Here is a 21,236-nt window from a genome sequence, read left to right on the forward strand (position 1 = left end):
TTCAAATCTCGGAACCATTTGCAACATTTGTCATAACAGTGTATGATTATAAACCTAAGCTTAATCCTCTTTATTTGCCAATGGTCTTGGCATGGTTTGTGGTTGATTCTCATCACCATTATAGAGATAAGATTTAGGATATTTCAATTCGTAATTTGAACACAAGTAATATCAAGCAGTTTTAAAACTGCTCACCAAATAAAAAAAGGGGATACAATGACAACATTAATATCATTTTTGGTGGTTCTCGGCATTTTAGTCTTTATCCACGAGCTTGGCCATTTTATTATGGCAAAGCTTTCAGGGGTGGGGGTATTGAAATTCTCTCTCGGGTTCGGGCCCAAAATAATCGGCATAAAACGAGGTGAGACAGAATATCTTATTTCCGCGCTTCCGCTCGGCGGTTATGTAAAAATGGTCGGCGAATCAACCGATGAAGAGGTCAGCCAAGAGGATAATGAAAAATCATTTGCCAATAAGCCTCTTTCAAAAAAGGCGGCAATAGTAGTAGCAGGGCCGATAATGAATCTTGTTTTGGCGTTTGCGCTTCTGCCGCTTATATACCTCATCGGAATTCAAATACCCGCATATTTAGATAAAGAGCCGATAATCGGCTATGTTGTAAAGGGTGAAATTGCTGATAAGGCAGGCTTAAAAAAAGGAGATATAATACTATCTATTGATGACGAATCAATAAAAAACTGGGAAGAGTTGAATACTGCCATTATATCTAATCCGAATAGATCCCTCAAACTCAAGATTAAAAGGGATGGGGCGTTAAAAGAGATACTATTTACACCTGAGGCGTCTTCCCGGACAGGTGGAGGGATTGCAGGATTTCTCCCTCCCGTGATCCCTGCGGTAGGCGGTCTGAATAAGGGATTGCCTGCTGAAAAGGCAGGGCTTAAGATCGGCGACACAATCCTCGCTGTAAATGGAGTAAAGATAGACCACTGGATAGAACTTCAGCAGGCCATTCAAAATAAAAAGGCAGAAGAAAAGTTGCTGCTGATAAAAAGAGGAAATGAAACTTTTACCGTCGGCATTAAACCTGAGTTGAATGAGGATATAAAGGCATATGTCATAGGCATATCGCCTCTTCAGGAGACGATTACACGACGTTATGGTCCGGTAGGGGCAGTAATAGAAGGAACAAAAAAGATGGGAGAGCTGACCATTATGACCTTTGTGATTATAAAAAAGCTCTTTATAGGAGAGATATCTATCAAGACCCTTGGCGGACCTTTGATGATTGCCCAGGTGGCCGGCCAGGCCGCAGAATCAGGTCTGACAGCGCTTCTCTCGCTTACGGCCTTCCTGAGTCTCCAGTTGGGCATATTAAACCTTTTACCAATACCTGTCTTAGACGGCGGTTTTTTTGTATTCTTTGGCATAGAGGCTTTAAGGGGTAAACCGCTTAGCGAAAAGGTCATGACTATTGTCCAGAATATAGGCATCGGTCTCTTGGTTTTATTGATGGTATTTGTAACATATAATGATGTGATGCGGCTTGATATAATCGGATTTCTGCGCAGATTGATAAATTGAAGATACTTGCTATAGATACATCCGCATCATCGGGAAGCATCGCGCTGCTTGAGGATGACCAAGTTATTGCTGAATTAACAACCTGCACCCAAAAGACCCATGTGGAGAGACTGCTGCCTTTGATAAAGACCCTTCTCAGCAGTATCAACACAAAGATAGAAGATGTAGATGGTTTTGCGCTGACTATCGGCCCGGGTTCTTTTACAGGACTGCGGATCGGGCTTGCTGCCATAAAGGGGCTTGCATGGAGTTTAAATAAACCTGTTGTTGGGGTTTCAACATTAGAAGCCCTTGCAATGAATATCCCGTATTCTGATAAACCAATTTGCCCTATATTAGATGCGAGAAAAAAAGAGGTTTACGCAGGGATTTACAAGTTTCAGGATGCAAATCAACCCCACCCTCACCTTACTCCTCTCCCTGATGGAGAGGAGAATATTTTACCCCCTCCCCTTCAAGGGGAGGGTAGGGGTGGGGATGGGGTAAGGAAGGCATTTTCGGAGCAAAATCTTGAAACATATAACTTACAATATGCAACTTGTTTTATGCCTGATACAGCAATAAGCCCTGATGTCCTTATAAAGATGGTAAAAGAACCTACAATATTTCTTGGCAACGGCATAAAGGTATACGGAGATGTTATTAAAGATGCCTTAAAGGATTTGGCAATATTTGCCCCCCCTCATCTCTGGTCAATAAGGGCATTAAACATTGGTTTGCTTGCATGGAAGAGGTTTAAGAAAGGAGATGCCGGCATCCCTGAAAAGATAAACTTGAATTATCTGAGGCCTTAGGAGGCAGAGATTAAATTGACAAGATAGGAATGTTGTAATAATATCTATCATTGTAATCTAAAATAAAAAGGAGGCCATTCTTATGAACGAATCAGGCGGAAACTTTTTAAAGGGATTACTTGAAGGAGATTCAGAATTTAGAAGGATTTACGAGGCTCATAGAAACTATGAAAAAAGGGCTGCAAAGCTCAGCAAGAAAATTTATCTAACAGCAGCAGAAGAGGTTGAAGAAAAAAGGCTTAAGAAGATGAAATTGACGCAGAAGGACAGGATGGAAGAGATAGTTTTAAGGTATCCGGATAGATAGTTCGCAGTTCGTAGTTACACATCCCTGCCCCTCTCAAGAAGGGATTAACATGTCTAAAGACCTGTTTCTATAAATATATGCGAAGCGACAGAATAAAAAAAGGGCTTGAAAGGGTTCCACACAGGGCGCTCCTTTACGCAACCGGTCTTACAAAAGAGGAGATGGAGAGGCCATTTATCGGCATTGCCACATCTTTTAACGACCTTGTGCCGGGACATATCGGTATGAGAACCCTCGAAAGGTTTATTGAAAAAGGCGTGCATACAGGCGGCGGCCATTCATTCTTTTTCGGTGTGCCTGCTATATGCGACGGTATTGCAATGGGGCATACAGGCATGCACTATTCCCTGCCGAGCAGAGAACTTATTGCCGACATGATTGAGTCTGTTACAATGGCGCATGCCCTTGACGGACTTGTGCTCCTTACAAATTGCGATAAGGTTACCCCCGGTATGCTCATGGCTGCTGCGCGGCTTGATGTGCCTTCAATAATTGTTACAGCAGGGCCGATGCATACAGGCGTGTATAAGATGAAGCGCCGCTCGTTTGTCCGCGATACATATGAGGCAATAGGCAGGTTTAAAAACAAAGAGATAACAGAGGAAGAGCTTTCTGACCTTGAGGTCTGCGCATGCCCCGGCGGAGGCTCATGCCAGGGGATGTATACTGCAAATACAATGGCATGTGTTACGGAAGCGCTCGGTATGTCCCTGGCCGGGTGCGCAACCGGTCTTGAAGGCTCTGCGGATAAGAGGCGGATTGCGTTTGATTCCGGTGTGCGGATAGTGGGCATGGTAGAGGAAGATTTGACACCCAGAAAGATTATGACAAAGGATGCGTTTGAGAATGCTATTCGGATTGACATGGCGCTTGGCGGCTCAACAAATACAGCGCTGCATATCCCGGCCATTGCACATGAGGCAGGGATAGAACTGCCACTTGAACTGTTTGACATGATAAGCAGAGAGACGCCCAATATCGTTAAATTGGAGCCAGCAGGTGACTATTTTATGGAGGACTTAGAATACGCAGGCGGAATTCCTGCTGTTATGAGCAGGCTGAAAAATTCTTTGAAAGATACTATAACTGTCTCCAAAAAAACTATAAAAGAGATTGCCTCCCGCGCCAGGGTTATTGACAGCGATGTGATAAGGACAATGGAAAATGCATATTATAAAGAAGGCGGTATAGCGGTTTTAAAAGGTAATTTGTCCCCCAATGGCTGTATTGTAAAGCAGACCGCGGTAAATGAAAAGGCAAAACATTTCATAGGCAAGGCAAGGTGTTTTGATTCCGAAGAGGCCTGCATGCAAGCGATACTAAATGGAAAGGTAAAGGCAGGCGATGTTGTTGTTGTGAGATATGAGGGCCCAAAAGGCGGGCCCGGCATGAGAGAGATGCTTGCGCCCACAGCAACAATAACAGGCATGGGCATGGCAGACAAGGTTGCGCTTATAACTGATGGCAGATTTTCCGGAGGCACACGTGGTCCCTGCATAGGTCATATATCGCCTGAGGCAATGGAGGGCGGGCTAATAGCGTTTATTCAGGATGGCGATGAGATAGAGATAGATATTCCAAACAGAAAGATAGACTTGAGGGTTGAGAATAGTGAGTTGAATAAAAGAAAAGCAAACTGGAAGCCACCTGAACCAAAGATTAAAAAAGGCTGGCTTGCAAGATATGCAAAGATTGTAACATCTGCAAATACAGGGGCTGTGGTGAAATAAAAATATATCTTTGTAACTATAAGAGTCGTTATGAAAAAAACAGGCGCGCAAATATTCATTGAAAGCCTTTTAAAAGAAGGGGTGGATACCATCTTCGGTTATCCGGGCGGCGCTGTATTGCCTGTATATGATGCGCTTTATGGCGTAACTGCCTTGAAGCATATATTAGTGCGCCATGAGCAGGGCGCTGTTCACATGGCAGACGGCTATGCAAGGGCATCAGGAAAACCGGGGGTTGTTTTGGTTACCTCTGGTCCTGGCGCAACGAATACTGTGACAGGGATTGCAACGGCATATATGGATTCTATTCCCATTGTTGTCTTTACAGGGCAGGTGCCCACTCCACTTATCGGCAACGATGCCTTTCAGGAGGCGGATATTGTGGGCATCACAAGGCCATGCACAAAACACAATTATCTGGTTAAGGATGTGAGAGATCTGGCAAAGATTATCAAAGAGGCATTTTATATAGCCGCAACAGGCAGGCCAGGGCCTGTGCTTGTTGATATGCCGAAAGATGTGCTTAGCGCGTCGTGTGAATTTAAGTATCCGGAAAAGGTCGAGCTGAAAAATTATCAACCGACTTACAAAGGACATCCGGGACAGATCAAGAAAGCCGTTGAGATAATCCTCAAGGCAAAGCGGCCTGTGCTATACACTGGCGGCGGAGTTATCTTATCGGATGCGACAGATGAACTGAAAACACTTGCAGAGAAGCTGCATATTCCGGTTACCAATACGCTTATGGGTCTCGGCGGGTTTCCCGGCACACATCCGTTATTTCTGGGCATGCTTGGCATGCACGGGACATATGTCGCAAACATGGCTGTCACAAACACGGACTGTCTCATCGCTGTCGGAGCCAGGTTTGATGACAGGGTTACCGGAAAGATAGATGAATTTGCGCCGTATGCAAAGATAATCCATATTGACATTGACCCGACATCTATCAGCAAAAATGTCAGGGTGGATGTGCCGATTGTCGGCGATGTAAAATCGGTTCTCAGGGATATAATTAAGGCGCTGGACGAAACAAAGGGACACCATGCCCACAAACAGACATTATCGGAATGGCATGACCAGATAAAAAAATGGGCGGAGACCCATAAACTTTCTTACAAACTGAATGAGAAAAAGATAAAACCCCAGTATGTCATAGAAAGGATTTATGAGCTGACAAAGGGCAAGGCTATTATCACAACAGAGGTGGGACAGAACCAGATGTGGGCGGCGCAGTTTTATAAATTTGACAGACCGAGAACATTTCTGACATCAGGCGGCCTTGGCACCATGGGTTTTGGCTTCCCTGCCGCTATCGGCGCTCAACTTGCATTTCCCGATAAGATTATTATTGACATTGCAGGCGATGGCAGTATACAGATGAATATTCAGGAGCTTGCAACAGCGGTTCAATACAAACTGCCGGTCAAGGTGGCAATACTCAATAATAGATTCCTTGGCATGGTCAGACAGTGGCAGGAGTTTTTCTATGAGAAGAGATATTCCTACACCTGCATGAATGATGTCGCCCCTGATTTTGTCAAAGTGGCAGAGGCATACGGCGCTGTCGGACTCAGGGCAACTAAACCAAATGAGGTGGATGCTGTTGTAAAAGAGGCGCTTGCTGTAAAGAACAAGCCTGTGTTCATGGACTTTCAGGTTGACAGCGAAGAAAATGTCTATCCAATGGTTCCAGCAGGGCAGCCGTTGAATAAAATGCTGTTGGTGTGAGAGGTAAATAAATATATGCGTCATACAATATCTGTTCTTGTAGATAACGAGTTCGGGGTTTTGAGCAAGGTTAGCGGCCTTTTTTCCGGCAGGGGCTTCAATATTGAGAGCCTCTGCGTTGCTGAGACCCTTGACCTAAAGGTCTCAAGGATGACGATTGTTACCACAGGAGACGATCAGGTTGTTGAGCAGATTACAAAACAGTTGAATAAGCTTATAAATGTTATCAAGGTCTCTGACCTTACCGCGGAGGAGCATATCGAGCGGGAACTTGCCATGATAAAGGTGAATGTGGACGCAAAGGACAGGGCTGAAATACTGAGCATAGTTGACATATTCAGGGCAAAGGTCATTGATGTAAGCCCTATCACATACACGATTGAAATGACCGGCGACAATGAAAAGGTAAAGGCAATCATGGAGCTTTTAAAGCCGTTTGGGATAAAGGAGATAGTCAGGACTGGAAAGATTGCAATGGCAAGGAGCCCGAAGACAGGGAAATAAAAAGTGTCATAGAGTCAGAGTGTCAAAGAGTCAAAGTTTTTACTCTGAATCTCTGATACTTTGATACTCTGACACTCTAAAGATGGAGGATACAGAATGAAGGTCTATTATGACAAGGATGCAAATCTGGAAATTATCAGAAAAAAAAAGGTTGCTGTAGTAGGTTACGGAAGTCAGGGTCATGCGCACTCGCAGAATTTAAAAGACAGCGGGGTTGATGTGGTAGTAGGACTGCGAAAAGACGGCGCATCGTGGAAAAAAGCGGAGACAGCAGGCCTGAAGGTTATGGAAGTGGGAGGCGCTGTAAAGCAGGCGGATGTGGTGATGATACTTGTGCCGGATGAGCTGCAGGGTGATTTATATAAAAATGAGATTGCGCCGAACCTTAAAAAAGGCGCATATCTGGCTTTTGCGCACGGGTTCAATATCCATTTTGGCCAGATTGTTCCTGATGCAAATATAAATGTGTTTATGGCTGCGCCAAAAGGGCCAGGGCATTTGGTAAGGCATGAATATACAAAAGGCAACGGTGTTCCTACGCTCATTGCTGTTCATCAGGATCCGTCAAAGGATGCTAAAGATGTGGCGCTTGCTTACGCATCTGCCATTGGAGGCGGAAGGGCAGGCATTATTGAAACTACCTTTAAAGATGAAACAGAGACAGATTTATTTGGAGAACAGGCTGTTTTGTGCGGTGGAACAACAGCCCTTATAATGGCAGGCTATGAGACGCTAATTGAGGCAGGCTATCCTGAAGAGATGGCGTATTTTGAGTGCCTGCATGAATTAAAACTCATTGTTGATTTGATATACGAGGGCGGAATTTCGAACATGAGATATTCCATCAGCAATACAGCCCAGTACGGCGATCTGACCAGAGGGCCAAGGATAGTAACCGAAGAGACAAAAAAAGAGATGAAAAAGATACTGGCGGAGATTCAAAGCGGCGTATTTGCAAAAGAATGGATGCTGGAAAATAAGGCAAATAAACCAGTGTTCACTGCGCTTACAAGAAAAGGACAGGAGCATCCGATAGAAAAGGTTGGCGAAAAGCTCCGGGCAATGATGCCGTGGATGAAGAAAGGGAAGATAGTAGATAAGACGAAGAATTAATTGGAGCGAAGCGAGATGAGGATTCCTTTGGCCAGGGAGGGTTACCCCTTTATCCTGGCCTCAATTTTTGTTACGATAACTTTATGTCTGGCTGGTTTAAGAGCTGTAAGTTACCTATCAGGCGGATTGACTATTTTCATTGTCTCCTTTTTCCGCGACCCTGAAAGAGACATACCTTCTGAAACCGATGACATAATATCTCCTGCAGACGGCAGGATAATTATTGTTGACAGTGTATTTGAAAACCGTTTTATGAAACAGGACGCGATAAAGATAAGCATATTTATGAATGTCTTCAATGTTCATGTCAACAGGGTTCCGGCATCAGGCAAGGTATCAGGTGTTTTTTATAATCCCGGCAAGTTTTTCTCGGCTGATAAGGATAAGGCGTCTCTTGAGAATGAGCAGAATGCCTTGCTTATAGAGGCAAAAAATGGCAAGAGATTTGTTGTAAACCAGATTGCCGGGCTTATTGCGAGAAGGATTGTGTGCTATGCAAAAGAGGGAGATAAAATAGAAAGAGGAAAACGATTCGGCATGATAAGATTCGGCTCAAGATTAGATGTATATCTGCCTGTGGATTGCAGGATAAATGTCAAAGTGGGTGATAAGGTAAAGGCTGGGAGTTCAATATTGGCATATTGGTGAGAGATGATAGATCATGAGATCAAAATAAAACAAAAAGGGAGCGGCATTAAAAAAGGGATATACCTTCTTCCTAATCTGATTACATCTGCCAGCCTTTTCGGCGGTTTTTACTCTATTATTGCGTCCATTGACGGACATTTTCAAAAGGCGGCAATTGCCATCTTCATATCCGCGATATTGGACGGCATGGATGGAAGGGTTGCCAGGCTGACCAAGTCAACAAGCAAGTTTGGCGTGGAATACGATTCGCTGGCAGATTTGGTGGCATTTGGCCTTGCGCCCGGCATATTGATATTTACATGGGCGCTCAGACCTTTCGGCAGATACGGCTGGCTGGCTGCATTTCTCTATGTTGTATGCGGGGCATTAAGGCTTGCGCGGTTCAACATACAGATAGATACTCTTGAGAGCAAAAGGTTCAACGGGCTGCCGATACCTGCATCGGCATCGCTTGTGGCTGCAACTGTCCTGCTATTTTTCCATTTTGGCCATGACGAAACCACGAAGCATATAACTATATTGGTTATGGTCTATGCGCTTGCATTTCTTATGGTCAGCAATGTCAAGTTTTATAGTTTTAAAGAACTCAGCCTTATCAAACGTATGCCGTTCAGGCTGCTGGTTGGATTGATACTGCTGTTGATTGTCGTAGCGGCAGAGCCGCAGGTGACATTATTTATTTTGACATTGGGTTACGCATTGTCAGGGCCGGTTATTACATTATTTGACAGACGCGCAAAAAAGGCTGTCGTTCAAAATATCCAGCGCAAGGAAGAGGAGATTTTTAAGAAGTGACAGAACATGTAAAGATATTTGACACAACACTCAGGGACGGAGAGCAGTCTCCCGGCGCCTCCATGAATGTGGAGGAAAAGTTAATAATTGCCAGACAGCTTGCAAGGCTTGGCGTGGATATAATTGAGGCAGGCTTTGCAATAAGCTCGCCCGGAGATTTTGAGGCTGTTAAAAGAATTGGCAGCGAGGTTGAAGGTCCTGTTATTTGCAGTCTTGCAAGGGCAAAGCCTGAGGATATTGACAGGGCATGGGAGGCATTAAAAGACGCGGCCAGACCCAGGATACATACATTCATCTCCACCTCGGATATACATCTCAAACATCAGTTCAGGATGACGAGAGGAGAGGCTAAAAAGCGGGCTGTTGAGATGGTCAGGAGGGCAGAGGGCTATGTGGATGATGTAGAGTTTTCTCCAATGGATGCGAGCCGTTCTGACAGGGAATATCTCTACGAAGTAATTGAGGCTGTTATAGATGCGGGCGCAACAACCGTTAATATACCTGATACAGTTGGCTATTCAATCCCTTCTGAATTTGGCGCATTGATAAAGGGCATAAAGGAAAATGTCTCCAATATAAAAAAGGCGATAATATCGGTCCACTGCCACAATGATCTGGGGCTTGCAGTTGCAAATTCTCTTGCTGCTGTAATGAACGGCGCCAGGCAGGTGGAATGCACCATAAACGGCATTGGAGAGAGGGCTGGGAACGCATCGCTCGAAGAGATAGTAATGATATTACGGACCCGGAAGGATATCCTTAATATTGACACAAGGATAGTTACAGAGCATATATATCCGACAAGCAGGCTTATAAGCAGCATTACAGGCATAATGGTTCAGCCGAATAAGGCAATTGTGGGGGACAATGCCTTTGCCCACGAATCAGGGATTCATCAGGACGGCCTTTTGAAAGAGAAGACCACCTACGAGATAATGAGGCCTGAATCCATCGGTCTTGCCAAGTCAACGTTGGTCATGGGAAAACATTCAGGAAGGCACGCCTTTAAAATAAGGCTTAAGGAATTGGGCTATGAATTATCTGATGAAAATTTAAATAAGGCATTTGAAAGATTTAAAGTCCTTGCTGACCGGAAAAAGGAGGTTTTTGACGAGGATATTGAGGCCATTGTTGCTGATGAGGTTTTGAGGATAGAGATACCTGAGAGATTTAAACTGGATAAGTTAAATGTTGTAAGCGGCACAGAATCAACCCCTACTGCAACAGTGGAGATGTATATAGACGGCAAACATGTAAAAGAGGCAGGGTTTGGCGACGGGCCGGTTGATGCTGTTTATAAGACCATTGCAAAGATGACAAAGACAAAGAGCAAACTCCTGCGCTATTCAGTGAATGCCATAACAGGCGGCGCTGACGCGCAGGGAGAGGTTACCGTTCGCTTGCAGGAAAATGACCATATAGTGTTGGGACAGGGCGCGCATACCGATATTATAGTCGCCAGCGCCAAGGCGTATATAAATGCGTTGAATAAACTGGAGTATAAAAAGAGAGAGAAGAAGGAGCGGGTGGTGTAATGCCAATGACCATTACCGAAAAAATCCTTGCAAAACATGCCGGGCTTAAAGAGGTTAAACCAGGCCAGCTCATAAATGCAAAGGTGGATATTGCCCTGGGCAATGATATTACTGCGCCTATTGCAATAAAGGAGTTTAAGGCAAGCGGCGCAAAAAATGTTTTCAATAAAAATAAGGTTGTGCTGGTGGCTGACCACTTTACGCCGAATAAGGATATAAAATCTGCTGAGCAGTGCAAGATTTTAAGAGAATTTGCAAAGGATCAGAAATTGACGCATTATTTTGACGGCGGGGATGTAGGCGTGGAACATGCGCTGCTTCCTGAAAAGGGAATAGTTGTGCCTGGCGATCTGGTTATAGGCGCGGACAGCCATACCTGCACCTATGGCGCGCTGGGGGCATTTGCAACCGGTGTCGGTTCAACTGATTTGGCTGCTGCAATGATTACAGGCGAGGCATGGTTCAAGGTGCCTGAATCAATGAAGTTTATATTTAAAGGCAAGCTGAATAAATGGGTTGATGGAAAAGACCTTATACTCTACACCATAGGCGATATCGGCGTTGACGGCGCATTGTATAAGGCAATGGAATTCTGCGGCCCGGCTATTGAAAGGCTTTCTATGGACAGCCGCCTCTCTATGTGCAATATGGCTATTGAGGCAGGGGGGAAGAACGGGATAATCGTGCCTGATAAGATTACAAAGGCATATGTGGATAAAAGGGCAGAGAGGCCGTATAAATTCTATGCAAGTGACGAAGATGCAGTTTACTGCAATGTGAGAGAATACGATTGCGCAAAGATAGAGCCTCAGGTGGCATTTCCCCATCTTCCAGAGAACACAAAAAATATCACAGAGGTTGGAAATATACCAATTGACCAGGTAGTCATCGGCTCCTGTACAAACGGGAGGATGGAAGATTTGAGAATAGCCGCAAAGATATTAAAGGGGAAAAGGGTTGCGCCTTATGTGAGATTGATTGTAATACCCGCAACCCCGCTTATCTACAAACAGGCAATGGAAGAAGGACTGTTTGATATTTATCTTAAGGCAGGGGCGATAATCAGCCCGCCTACATGCGGCCCGTGCCTCGGCGGACATATGGGGATACTTGCAGAGGGAGAGAGGGCTCTTGCAACAACGAACAGAAACTTTGTAGGCAGAATGGGGCATCCAAAGAGCGAGGTATATCTTGCCAATCCAGCGATTGCCGCAGCAACAGCCGTAAAGGGCAGGATTGCGCACCCGGATGAGGTAGTTAAGAAATGAATTATGAAGATTACCAAAGACATGATAGTTGAAGACGTATTAACCAAACATCCGGAAACCATGGATGTGTTTGTTAAACAGGGGCATTGTTTCGGGCTTTTGGCAAATCCGGTGGCAAGGAAATCCTTGGCAAAACTGGTTACCATTGGACAGGCCTGCAAGCTCCATTTTATAGATGTGGAGAGGCTTTTAGAAGATTTAAACAAGGCGGTATCAGGAAGGGAGGAGGGTTAATGGCGCTCTTAAAGGACAACAATCTCTTAAAGATATATTATCTCATGGAACGGGTGGTTGTCTTTGAAGATATAGACGAGGTGTTACAGCATATCATCAAAACCGCCATATCACTAACCAGGGCAGACGCCTCAACCATTAGACTCTTTAACATCAAGACAGGAAAGCTGGAGATTAAAACAGGCTGGGGTCTATCCAATGGTTTTTTAAAACAACCGCCTCTAAGTTTGGGGGAGGGGATAGTGGGGAGGGTGGTGCTCAGTGGAGAACCGTTTATGACAACGGATGTAATGAAGGTAAAGCGCTGTGTCCACAAGGAGCTGGCGCAGATGGAGGGGATAAAGGCCCTTCTTTCTGTGCCTCTCAAGACCAGGGAAACAACCATAGGGTGTATAACGGTCTATCGTAAGATGGAGGGGGCATTTACAGATACAGAGGCCCTCTTTCTGAATATCCTCGCCGCCCAATCGGTAGAGGCGATTGAGAAGACCCATCTCATAGAGGATCTACAAAGACAGGCCACCTTTGATTATCTAACCATGATATACAACAGAGGGGCGATTATGAGGAGGTTCCGGGAGGAGATTGCAAGGGCGTCCAGACAGAACCTTATCCTTTCTGTTGTCTTTATTGACATAGATGATTTTAAGGGGTTTAACGATACACATGGCCACCTCATGGGGGATAAATTGCTGGCCGATTTTGCTGACATCTTAAAGAGACTTTTAAGGAAGAGCGATATTATAGGAAGGTATGGAGGGGAAGAGTTTATCATTATCACCCCAGGAAACGATAAAAAGGGGGGGAAGGTCCTGGCGGAGAAACTTCTGGAAACTATCCATTGTAAGGGGTTCATGGGGAAGGAAGGAGATGTAGTAGGGCTATCCTTCAGCGCTGGCATATCCTCCTTTCCAGAGGATGGAAAGAGCCCCGAGGAACTCATTGAAAGGGCAGATAAGGCTATGTATATGGCAAAAAAAGAAGGGAAGAAGAAGATAAATGTATGGGGGCAGGCATGAAATTTACAGGCAAGGCATGGAAATTCGGGGCTGATATTGATACCGACCAGATTATACCTGCAAGATATTTAAATACATCCGACCCAAAGGAACTGGCAAAACACTGCATGGAAGATGCAGACCCGCAATTTGTCAATAAGATAAAGGCTGGCGATATTATCGTTGCTGATAAAAATTTCGGCTGCGGTTCATCAAGGGAACATGCGCCCATTGCCATAAAGGCAGCGGGGGTATCCTGCGTTATAGCAAAGAGCTTTGCAAGGATATTTTACCGCAACTGCTTTAATATGGGGCTGCCGATATTTGAATCGCTATTTGCAGTTGACAATATAAATGAGGGTGATGAGTTAGAGGTTGATATGGACAGTGGAGAGATTAAAATTACAAAATCCTCAGTCTCCCATAATTACACAGTCTTTAAGGCTCAGCCAATCCCGCCATTTATGCAGGAACTTGTGCATACAGGCGGATTGATGGAATGGGTAAAAAAGAAAGTTCATGGTTCATAGCTCATAGTAAAAACTATGAGCCATCAGCTATGAACTATCAACTATACAGGGGGTGTAATGAAGAAGGAAGGCGTAAGAAGCAAAACAATATCCAGTGAGAGGATCAATATAGAAAACAAGACCATCTGGGTGGACTTGAAGGAAAATGAAGGTGGTAAATTCCTGCAGATTGCAGAGCTTTCCAATGATAGGAGAAGCACGGTAGTAATACCTCACAGCGGCCTGTCTGTTTTTCTTGAAGCGGTGCAGAAAATATCAGTAGATAGCAAGGAGTAAAAATGACAAAAAGTTACAGAATCGCTGTCCTGCCGGGAGACGGTATCGGGCCTGAGATAGTCGGAGAGGCTGTTAGGGTTTTGCGTGTAATCGGCAAGAGGCATAAGATATGCTTTGAGCTGGAAGAGGCGCTTGTGGGCGGCGCATCTATTGATAAATACGGTGTTCCGCTTACCCATGAGACTTTGAAACTTGCAAAGGAAAGCGATGCGGTTTTATTGGGCGCTGTCGGAGGGCCAAAATGGGAGGGGCTTGATTATTCCATAAGGCCGGAGAGGGCTTTGCTGGCGCTAAGAAAAGAACTCGGGCTTTTCGCAAATCTCAGGCCGGTAAAGATATATCCTGTTCTTTCAGATGCGTCAACGTTAAAAAAAGAGGTTATTGAGGACGTTGATATTATGGTTGTAAGGGAGCTTACCGGAGGTCTGTATTTCGGCGCGCCAAGAGGCGTTGAGAAACTCCCGGATGGCACGGAGCGCGGGATAAACACTATGATATACACCACACCTGAAATAGAGCGGATTGCAAAGGTTGCCTTTGATGTGGCGCGAAAGAGAAGGAAAAAGGTTACATCTGTTGACAAGGCAAATGTGCTTGAGACCACCGAGTTATGGAGAAAGGTTGTTACAAAGGCGCATAAGGACTATCAGGATGTGGAGCTAAATCACATGTATGTGGACAACTGCGCCATGCAGCTTATAAGAAATCCAAAACAGTTTGATGTGATAGTAACAGAGAATACATTCGGAGACATTCTTTCTGACGAGGCAGCAATGCTCACCGGCTCTATCGGTATGCTCCCGTCAGCAAGCATCGGCGGCAAAGTGGGGATGTACGAACCCATTCACGGCAGCGCGCCGGACATTGCGGGCCAGGACAAGGCAAACCCCATTGCCACTATCCTGTCTGCGGCAATGATGCTCAGATTTTCATTCAACCTCATAGATGCAGCGAGTGATATTGAAAGGGCTGTGGAGAAGGTATTGAATAAAGGCTTTCGCGCGGCGGATATAAACCAGCATGGAATGAAACTTGTTGGATGCAAGGATATGGGTGAGGCGATAATTTCTTTACTTACCTGATTAACCTTCCCCTTTTACCCTTCCACAATAGAAGCAGCGGACTTGCAACAAAGATTGACGAATATGTGCCGACAAGCACACCGAGAAAGAGCGCAAGCGAGAAATCATGTATTACCTCGCCGCCTGCTGTAAGGAGCGCTGCCAAAACCAAAAGTGTTGTGCCTGATGTAACAACTGTCCTTCTCAGAACCTCATTTATACTTCTGTTAATTAAACCCTCAAGTGTCTCCTTGCCTCTTTTTCTTAAGTTTTCCCTTATCCTGTCAAAAACAACAACTGTATCAGTCATGGAATAACCTGCAAGGGTAAGCAGGGCTGTGATTATTAAAAGATTTATCTCTTTATTTAACACATAAAACACACCCAATACCGCAAGCACATCGTGAAAGGTGGCAATTACAGCCGCAATTCCGAATATAAGCTCAAATCTCAGCGCCAGATATATAAGGATGCCCAGAAGCAATATGCCAACCGCCCATAATGCGTCCTTTTGGAGTTTTTTACCTACTGTCGGGCCAACGGCAGTGGTTGATTCTATAATGAATTTATTATCGGCAAATCCTCTTGTAAAGGCTTGCGACAGCCTGTCTGATGTTGCCTTTAATTCGCCTTCTGTATTTTTGAACCTTATAAGCAATTGATTGCCGCCGGCGAACTGCTGAAGCTCAGCATCTTTAAAATTCTCTTTATCCAATATCTTTCTTGCGTCTTCAAGGGCAAATGGTTTTTCAAACTTAAGCTGTATCGCCATGCCGCCTGTGAAATCAATCCCCATATTTGCCTTGCCGAGCGGTATAAGCACAGCCGCAATAATTCCCATGATAGCCAGTATTATTGACAACCAAAAGGCATAATGCCTCTTTCCTATAAAATCTATCTTTGTATCTTTTAAGATATCCATTTATTTTAAAAACCCCCTTTATATGCTCAGTCTCTCTATTCTTCTCCTCTGTGTTATAAAGTCAAAAACCACTTTTGTCCCAACAAGGGCGGTAAAGAGGTTTATCAATATGCCGATGCTTAAGGATACTGCAAAACCTTTGATAGGGCCGCTGCCGAACTGAAACAATATGGCTGCTGTGATAAGTGTTGTCACATGGGAGTCTATGATAGTCCACCACGCCCTGTCATATCCTGCGTCAATGGCTGACCTGACTGTCCTGCCTGTTTTAAGCTCCTCCTTTATTCTCTCAAATATCAGGACATTGGAATCAACACCCATGCCGATTGTTAAGATAATGCCGGCAATGCCTGGCAGGGTAAGTGTTGCATTGAACCATGCCATAGCGCCAAGCAGCATTGTAATATTAAGAGCCATTGCAAAATCAGCGATAAGGCCTGAAAGCCTGTAATAAAAAAGCATAAAGCCGAGGACGAGAATGCCGCCTATGATTGCCGCATTAACACCTGCCTTGATAGAATCTTCACCGAGGGAAGGCCCCACCGTAACATTCTGGATTATATTTACAGGCGCAGGCAAGGCGCCGGCCCGAAGCACAATTGCCAAATCTGTCGCTGTTTCATGCGTAAAACTCCCTGAAATCTGCGCCCTGCCGCCGCCTATCTTTTCCCTTATTACTGGCGCTGAATAAACATTTCTGTCAAGAATAATCGCCATCCGCTTATTTATATTTTGATTCGTAACATCCTCAAATATCCTTGAACCTTCGCTGTCAAATGTTATGGACACATACGGCTCGTTAAACTGAGAATCTATTGCAACCCTTGCATCGGTTAATAGATCGCCGGTAAGAACAGCCTCTTTTTTTATAAGAAATGGCGTTTGCCGGACAGCGCCGCTCTCTATATCTACTCTTCTTTCGTAGAGAAGCTCGTCCCCTTCAGGAACCTGGCCGTCCAGGGCCTTTTTTAAATCTCCTGCCTCGTCCACCATCTTGAACTCCAGCACTGCGGTTTTGCCTATCAGGGCTATGGCTCGGTCAGGGTCTTTTAATCCGGGAAGCTGAACCACAATCTCATCTTTTCCCTGCGCATGGATGAGCGGCTCTGTTACGCCGAACTTATCTATCCTGTTCCTTATGGTTTCAATAGCCTGAGATGTGCTCCACTCTTTTATCCTCTTTGTTTCGGTGTCTGTAAGCGTATATGCTGTGCTGTTTCCCTTTTCAGATACTTTTTGAAATATCGGATAGTTATCTCCCATAGCCTTTTCTACCGCTGTCTTTGCAGCTTCATTCTGATACAATATTAAAACCTCATGGCCTTGAGCCTTTACCTCTGAAAAGGCAACCTTTTTCTCCCGGAACAATCCATCTATGCCTTTACTCATCCTTTGCAAATGGTTCTCAATCCCTTTTTCAGTATCAACCTGAAGAACAAGATGCATGCCGCCCTGCAGGTCAAGTCCAAGGGCTATCTTTGGAAAGTTATCTTTATACCATGAAGGAAGGGATTTGGAAAATGGCGTTGAAGGCAGAAAAAGCACGACAGCCAGCAAAAAGAAAAAGCCGATCAAAACAAGACGTCCAATTATGCTCTTTGGCATTTAAGAACCCCCAATAATACAGGCAAGAGGTTATAGGCTATGGGCTATAGTTTTTCCCCATTGCCTTTCGCCCATTGCCCATAGCCTGTACTTTATTTATTTTTTTTTGACGCTATGTATTCCTTGCCAACCTTGACCTTGACATTCTCGGCAATCTCTACGGTAACAGTATCCTCTGTCACACCTGTAATGGCTCCATGTATACCGCCTGATGTAATAACCATATCGCCTTTCTCAAGTTTGGAAATCATCCCCCTGTGCTCCTTTGCCTTTTTCTGCTGAGGCCTTATGAGGAGAAAATAAAAGATCACAAATAGTATAACCAATGGGGCAAAGCTCAGAAACTGCCCCATCCCTCCTGCTGCCGGCGCCTCATCTGCTGCAAATGCGATTGTGGTAAAGTTTAACACTGTGATACCTCCTTTTGATTTATGAATTCAGATTCTTGTAAAATTCTGTCTTAAATTCCTGGAATCTATCCTCTTCTATAGCATCTCTTATATCAGCCATAAGTTTTATATAATAATAAAGATTATGCGTGGTGCCGAGCCGCGCTGCAAGGATCTCATTTGCCGCAAAAAGATGTCTCAAATATGCCCTTGAATAGTTTTTGCATGCATAGCAGTTGCATCCATCTTCTATCGGATTAGGGTCATTAGCATACTGGGCATTTCTTATACCCAATTTCCCATACTTTGTAAAGAGCGTTCCATTCCTGGCATTTCTTGTGGGCATAACACAGTCAAACATATCAACCCCCCTCAGCACCCCTTCTATCAGATCCTCTGGTGTGCCGACACCCATCAAATACCTCGGTTTATCCTCAGGGAGATATGGGACAACAGCATCTATCATTTCATACATCAGAACCTTATCCTCCCCTACGCTCAAGCCCCCTATTGCATAACCATCAAAGCCTATTCTCATTATCGCCTCTGCGCTCTCTTTTCTTAAGTTCTGAAACATCCCGCCCTGAACTATGCCAAAAAGCGATTGTCCTTCGCTTTTTTTTGCTTCCTTGCATCTTTTTGCCCATCTGTGCGTAAGCCCCATGGAATCCTTTGTATATTCGTATGTAGAGGGATATGCAGTGCATTCATCCAGACACATTATTATATCAGCCCCAAGGGCCTCCTGGATCTCAATAGCCTTTTCCGGGCTTAAAAAATGCTTTGAACCGTCAAGATGCGATTGAAACCAAACCCCCTCCTCCTTTATCTTTCTCAATTCAGAATGGCTGAATACCTGATACCCGCCGCTGTCCGTGAGTATCGGCCTGTCCCAGTGCATGAATTTATGCAGGCCGCCCATATTTTTTATAAGTTCATGCCCCGGTCTTAAATAGAGGTGATAGGTATTGCAGAGTATTATCTCTACCCCTATATCCTTAAGCTCTTCGGGTGTCATGGCCTTTACAGTTGCCTGTGTGCCTACAGGCATAAACACAGGTGTATTTATCCGGCCATGAGAAATTGTGATTCTACCCAGCCTTGCCTTACTATGCAAATCATTTTTTGTTAATCTAAAATCAAAGGCCATTTATATCCGCCAGATAATATCTTATAGGAAAGTAAAAATAAAGGATAAAATAATAGGAAAGAGGCTATGGGTTTTACCCCTTGCCTATTGCCTATCACCTATAGCCCGTTTTTATCTTTTTTGAATTGACTCTAATACCTTAAAGATGTTAAAGGTTATGAAAACGGCCTGCGCCCATAGCTCAGTTGGATAGAGCACTTGACTACGAATCAAGGGGTCGGGGGTTCGAATCCCTCTGGGCGCACCAATGAAAACAGTGAACAGTGGACAGTGGTCAGTGACAGAGAAAAAGATGAATGGTTCATGAGAGAGGCTCTCAAGGAGGCTGAAAAGGCTGCCCCAAAAGGCGAAGTCCCTATAGGCGCTGTAATAGTCTCGGATAATAAAATTATAGCAAGAGGCCATAATCTAAAAGAATCTACTGCTGATGCTACTGCCCACGCAGAGATAATTGCCATTAAAAAGGCCTCTAAAAAACTCGGCGGATGGCGTCTTACAAATTCAATCATCTATGTTACATTGGAGCCGTGTCTTATGTGCATGGGCGCATTGATTCAGGCAAGGGTAGAAAGGCTTGTCTTTGGCTGTTATGACCCAAAGGCAGGGGCGTGCGGCTCTTTATACGATTTGTCGCAGGACAAGAGACTGAATCATCAGATTAAAGTAACCGAGGGTGTTATGGCCGGGGAATGCGGGAAGATACTGAAGGGGTTTTTTAATGGGCTGCGAAATAAATACCGTAAGGAATGAGCTGTAAACAGTTCACACTTTAAGGAGGTTTTACATGACCACAATTGTTGATGTCTTAGCAAGAGAGATACTTGATTCAAGGGGCAATCCTACTGTTGAGGCAGAGGTTATTTTGGAAGACGGCTCAATAGGCAGGGCTGCTGTGCCTTCCGGCGCATCCACTGGCGAGCATGAGGCAGTAGAACTTAGAGACGGCGATAAAAAGAGGTATCTTGGCAAAGGTGTTTTAAAGGCAGTGGGAAATGTGAATGACAAGATAGGACCTGATATAGTGGGCATGGATGCCTTAGATCAGATTCTTATAGACAGGACAATGATTGAGCTTGACGGCACTGGAAATAAGGGCAATCTGGGAGCAAACGCAATCCTCGGTGTATCGTTGGCGGCGGCAAAGGCCGCCGCCGCATCCCTTTGTATTCCCCTGTACAGGCACATCGGCGGCGTAAATGCGAATACACTGCCTGTGCCGATGATGAACATCATAAACGGCGGGGCACATGCTGACAACAGCCTTGATCTTCAGGAGTTTATGATAATGCCAATTGGCGCAGAGGATTTTCGGAATGCAATAAGGATGGGCGTGGAGGTGTTCCATCTCCTTAAATCAATACTCAAGAAAAAGGGATTAAACACCGCTGTCGGCGATGAAGGGGGATTTGCGCCGATGCTCAAAACAAATGAAGAGGCTATTGAATTGATAATGGAGGCCATAACCGCTGCCCGATACAAGGCAGGCAAAGACATCTTGCTCGCCCTTGATCCAGCCGCAAGCGAATTTTATGATTCTTCAAAAAAGGTCTACAATCTAAAAGGCGAAGGTAAAACCCTGTCCTCTGAAAAGATGATTGATTATTATGAAAGATTGGTTAAGGCATATCCAATTATCTCCATTGAAGACGGCCTTGCAGAGAACGACTGGAAGGGATGGAAAGGCCTGACAGAAAGGCTCGGCAAAAATGTTCAGCTTGTTGGTGATGACATATTTGTAACAAACAAGAAGATCCTGGCAAAGGGCATAGAAGCGGGTATCGGCAATGCAATCCTTATCAAGGTAAATCAGATAGGAACCCTTACAGAGACCCTTGAGGCAATTGAAATGGCAAAAAAAGCAGGTTACACAGCAATAATATCCCACAGGAGCGGCGAAACAGAGGATGCAATAATCGCGGACATAGCAGTTGCCACTAATGCAGGACAGATAAAGACAGGCTCTGCATCCAGGACAGACCGTATTGCAAAATATAACCAGCTTTTGCGCATAGAAGAAGAATTAGGCGAGACGGCGCAGTTTTTGGGAAAAGGGGTTTTTTATAATCTGCAATCTTGAATGCAGGCAGCAGGCAGTTGA

At 44.7% G+C, this 21,236-nt stretch carries 22 protein-coding genes and 1 tRNA gene; 19 read left to right on the top strand and 4 right to left on the bottom strand.

What is annotated here, in order from left to right:
- The first annotated feature begins 216 nt into the window (after nucleotides 1–216).
- The 16 genes from rseP to leuB all read left to right on the top strand — a co-directional run bounded on the left by rseP (nucleotide 217) and on the right by leuB (nucleotide 15,093).
- Nucleotides 217–1,548 carry an RIP metalloprotease RseP gene (gene rseP, locus Q8P28_00510; protein MDP2681278.1) on the top strand — a complete coding sequence of 444 codons (1,332 nt, stop codon included), beginning with the start codon at nucleotides 217–219 and terminating at the stop codon, nucleotides 1,546–1,548.
- Entirely contained in the window at nucleotides 1,545–2,342 is a 798-nt protein-coding gene (gene tsaB, locus Q8P28_00515) for a tRNA (adenosine(37)-N6)-threonylcarbamoyltransferase complex dimerization subunit type 1 TsaB (GenBank protein MDP2681279.1), read from the top strand. Before rseP ends, tsaB begins: the two co-directional genes overlap by 4 nt.
- Before the next feature lie 82 nt (nucleotides 2,343–2,424).
- Entirely contained in the window at nucleotides 2,425–2,649 is a 225-nt protein-coding gene (locus Q8P28_00520; GenBank protein MDP2681280.1) for a DUF465 domain-containing protein, read from the top strand.
- Nucleotides 2,650–2,726: 77 nt separating this feature from the next.
- Entirely contained in the window at nucleotides 2,727–4,379 is a 1,653-nt protein-coding gene (gene ilvD, locus Q8P28_00525) for a dihydroxy-acid dehydratase (protein MDP2681281.1), read from the top strand.
- A gap of 30 nt (nucleotides 4,380–4,409) precedes the next feature.
- Nucleotides 4,410–6,110: a biosynthetic-type acetolactate synthase large subunit gene (ilvB, locus tag Q8P28_00530; GenBank protein MDP2681282.1), complete on the top strand. Its 1,701-nt coding sequence runs from the start codon at nucleotides 4,410–4,412 to the stop codon at nucleotides 6,108–6,110.
- 15 nt (nucleotides 6,111–6,125) lie between these two features.
- Complete coding sequence (ilvN, locus tag Q8P28_00535; protein ID MDP2681283.1) at nucleotides 6,126–6,614, top strand: acetolactate synthase small subunit; 489 nt, start codon at nucleotides 6,126–6,128, stop codon at nucleotides 6,612–6,614.
- 96 nt (nucleotides 6,615–6,710) lie between these two features.
- Entirely contained in the window at nucleotides 6,711–7,727 is a 1,017-nt protein-coding gene (gene ilvC / locus Q8P28_00540) for a ketol-acid reductoisomerase (GenBank protein MDP2681284.1), read from the top strand.
- Between the two features lie 15 nt (nucleotides 7,728–7,742).
- Nucleotides 7,743–8,375 carry a phosphatidylserine decarboxylase family protein gene (locus tag Q8P28_00545; protein MDP2681285.1) on the top strand — a complete coding sequence of 211 codons (633 nt, stop codon included), beginning with the start codon at nucleotides 7,743–7,745 and terminating at the stop codon, nucleotides 8,373–8,375.
- Nucleotides 8,376–8,378: 3 nt separating this feature from the next.
- Nucleotides 8,379–9,170: a CDP-diacylglycerol--serine O-phosphatidyltransferase gene (gene pssA, locus Q8P28_00550; GenBank protein MDP2681286.1), complete on the top strand. Its 792-nt coding sequence runs from the start codon at nucleotides 8,379–8,381 to the stop codon at nucleotides 9,168–9,170.
- On the top strand, nucleotides 9,167–10,705 hold the full coding sequence (locus Q8P28_00555; GenBank protein MDP2681287.1) for a 2-isopropylmalate synthase: 1,539 nt from the start codon (nucleotides 9,167–9,169) through the stop codon (nucleotides 10,703–10,705). Before pssA ends, Q8P28_00555 begins: the two co-directional genes overlap by 4 nt.
- Entirely contained in the window at nucleotides 10,705–11,973 is a 1,269-nt protein-coding gene (leuC, locus tag Q8P28_00560) for a 3-isopropylmalate dehydratase large subunit (protein ID MDP2681288.1), read from the top strand. Before Q8P28_00555 ends, leuC begins: the two co-directional genes overlap by 1 nt.
- 3 nt (nucleotides 11,974–11,976) lie before the next feature.
- Nucleotides 11,977–12,207 carry a DUF1858 domain-containing protein gene (locus tag Q8P28_00565; protein MDP2681289.1) on the top strand — a complete coding sequence of 77 codons (231 nt, stop codon included), beginning with the start codon at nucleotides 11,977–11,979 and terminating at the stop codon, nucleotides 12,205–12,207.
- Entirely contained in the window at nucleotides 12,207–13,226 is a 1,020-nt protein-coding gene (locus tag Q8P28_00570) for a sensor domain-containing diguanylate cyclase (GenBank protein MDP2681290.1), read from the top strand. The genes Q8P28_00565 and Q8P28_00570 overlap by 1 nt, the downstream gene beginning before the upstream one ends.
- Nucleotides 13,223–13,735: a 3-isopropylmalate dehydratase small subunit gene (locus Q8P28_00575; protein MDP2681291.1), complete on the top strand. Its 513-nt coding sequence runs from the start codon at nucleotides 13,223–13,225 to the stop codon at nucleotides 13,733–13,735. Before Q8P28_00570 ends, Q8P28_00575 begins: the two co-directional genes overlap by 4 nt.
- Nucleotides 13,736–13,792: 57 nt before the next feature.
- Nucleotides 13,793–14,011 carry a DNA-binding protein gene (locus tag Q8P28_00580; protein MDP2681292.1) on the top strand — a complete coding sequence of 73 codons (219 nt, stop codon included), beginning with the start codon at nucleotides 13,793–13,795 and terminating at the stop codon, nucleotides 14,009–14,011.
- A 2-nt stretch (nucleotides 14,012–14,013) separates the two neighbouring features.
- A complete protein-coding gene (leuB, locus tag Q8P28_00585) occupies nucleotides 14,014–15,093 on the top strand; it encodes a 3-isopropylmalate dehydrogenase (protein MDP2681293.1) in 1,080 nt (359 codons plus the stop codon).
- On the opposite strand, the gene secF is transcribed toward leuB, so the two are convergent.
- The 4 genes from secF to tgt all read right to left on the bottom strand — a co-directional run bounded on the left by secF (nucleotide 15,086) and on the right by tgt (nucleotide 19,138).
- Entirely contained in the window at nucleotides 15,086–15,994 is a 909-nt protein-coding gene (gene secF, locus Q8P28_00590) for a protein translocase subunit SecF (protein MDP2681294.1), read from the bottom strand. The two genes, leuB and secF, sit on opposite strands and share 8 nt — an antisense overlap.
- Before the next feature lie 18 nt (nucleotides 15,995–16,012).
- A complete protein-coding gene (secD, locus tag Q8P28_00595) occupies nucleotides 16,013–17,599 on the bottom strand; it encodes a protein translocase subunit SecD (protein ID MDP2681295.1) in 1,587 nt (528 codons plus the stop codon).
- A 92-nt stretch (nucleotides 17,600–17,691) separates the two neighbouring features.
- Nucleotides 17,692–18,009 carry a preprotein translocase subunit YajC gene (yajC, locus tag Q8P28_00600; protein ID MDP2681296.1) on the bottom strand — a complete coding sequence of 106 codons (318 nt, stop codon included), beginning with the start codon at nucleotides 18,007–18,009 and terminating at the stop codon, nucleotides 17,692–17,694.
- A 19-nt stretch (nucleotides 18,010–18,028) separates the two neighbouring features.
- The gene (gene tgt, locus Q8P28_00605) at nucleotides 18,029–19,138 is read right to left on the bottom strand and encodes a tRNA guanosine(34) transglycosylase Tgt (GenBank protein MDP2681297.1); all 1,110 of its coding nucleotides are present in this window, start codon (nucleotides 19,136–19,138) and stop codon (nucleotides 18,029–18,031) included.
- Between the two features lie 170 nt (nucleotides 19,139–19,308).
- Here tgt and Q8P28_00610 point away from each other — a divergent pair.
- The 3 genes from Q8P28_00610 (at nucleotide 19,309) to eno (ending at nucleotide 21,215) form a co-directional block, all read left to right on the top strand.
- Nucleotides 19,309–19,385 (top strand) — tRNA-Arg (locus Q8P28_00610).
- Nucleotides 19,386–19,408: 23 nt separating this feature from the next.
- Nucleotides 19,409–19,888, top strand: coding sequence for a tRNA adenosine(34) deaminase TadA (gene tadA / locus Q8P28_00615; GenBank protein ID MDP2681298.1), 480 nt, complete (start codon nucleotides 19,409–19,411; stop codon nucleotides 19,886–19,888).
- Between the two features lie 34 nt (nucleotides 19,889–19,922).
- Nucleotides 19,923–21,215 carry a phosphopyruvate hydratase gene (eno, locus tag Q8P28_00620; protein ID MDP2681299.1) on the top strand — a complete coding sequence of 431 codons (1,293 nt, stop codon included), beginning with the start codon at nucleotides 19,923–19,925 and terminating at the stop codon, nucleotides 21,213–21,215.
- Nucleotides 21,216–21,236: the final 21 nt, after the last annotated feature.

It is taken from the genome of Deltaproteobacteria bacterium (assembly GCA_030690165.1).
Lineage (GTDB): Bacteria > Desulfobacterota > GWC2-55-46 > UBA9637 > UBA9637 > JACRNJ01.

Excerpts from the sequence above, each read along its gene's own strand:
- leuB (MDP2681293.1), top strand. The coding sequence starts at position 14,014 with ATGACAAAAAGTTACAGAATCGCTGTCCTGCCGGGAGACGGTATCGGG.
- Q8P28_00575 (MDP2681291.1), top strand. The coding sequence starts at position 13,223 with ATGAAATTTACAGGCAAGGCATGGAAATTCGGGGCTGATATTGATACC.
- rseP (MDP2681278.1), top strand. The coding sequence starts at position 217 with ATGACAACATTAATATCATTTTTGGTGGTTCTCGGCATTTTAGTCTTT.
- Q8P28_00545 (MDP2681285.1), top strand. The coding sequence starts at position 7,743 with ATGAGGATTCCTTTGGCCAGGGAGGGTTACCCCTTTATCCTGGCCTCA.
- secF (MDP2681294.1), bottom strand. The coding sequence starts at position 15,994 with ATGGATATCTTAAAAGATACAAAGATAGATTTTATAGGAAAGAGGCAT.
- secD (MDP2681295.1), bottom strand. The coding sequence starts at position 17,599 with ATGCCAAAGAGCATAATTGGACGTCTTGTTTTGATCGGCTTTTTCTTT.
- ilvB (MDP2681282.1), top strand. The coding sequence starts at position 4,410 with ATGAAAAAAACAGGCGCGCAAATATTCATTGAAAGCCTTTTAAAAGAA.
- ilvN (MDP2681283.1), top strand. The coding sequence starts at position 6,126 with ATGCGTCATACAATATCTGTTCTTGTAGATAACGAGTTCGGGGTTTTG.
- Q8P28_00565 (MDP2681289.1), top strand. The coding sequence starts at position 11,977 with ATGAAGATTACCAAAGACATGATAGTTGAAGACGTATTAACCAAACAT.
- ilvC (MDP2681284.1), top strand. The coding sequence starts at position 6,711 with ATGAAGGTCTATTATGACAAGGATGCAAATCTGGAAATTATCAGAAAA.
- ilvD (MDP2681281.1), top strand. The coding sequence starts at position 2,727 with ATGCGAAGCGACAGAATAAAAAAAGGGCTTGAAAGGGTTCCACACAGG.
- tgt (MDP2681297.1), bottom strand. The coding sequence starts at position 19,138 with ATGGCCTTTGATTTTAGATTAACAAAAAATGATTTGCATAGTAAGGCA.
- Q8P28_00520 (MDP2681280.1), top strand. The coding sequence starts at position 2,425 with ATGAACGAATCAGGCGGAAACTTTTTAAAGGGATTACTTGAAGGAGAT.
- Q8P28_00570 (MDP2681290.1), top strand. The coding sequence starts at position 12,207 with ATGGCGCTCTTAAAGGACAACAATCTCTTAAAGATATATTATCTCATG.
- leuC (MDP2681288.1), top strand. The coding sequence starts at position 10,705 with ATGCCAATGACCATTACCGAAAAAATCCTTGCAAAACATGCCGGGCTT.
- Q8P28_00580 (MDP2681292.1), top strand. The coding sequence starts at position 13,793 with ATGAAGAAGGAAGGCGTAAGAAGCAAAACAATATCCAGTGAGAGGATC.
- eno (MDP2681299.1), top strand. The coding sequence starts at position 19,923 with ATGACCACAATTGTTGATGTCTTAGCAAGAGAGATACTTGATTCAAGG.
- pssA (MDP2681286.1), top strand. The coding sequence starts at position 8,379 with ATGATAGATCATGAGATCAAAATAAAACAAAAAGGGAGCGGCATTAAA.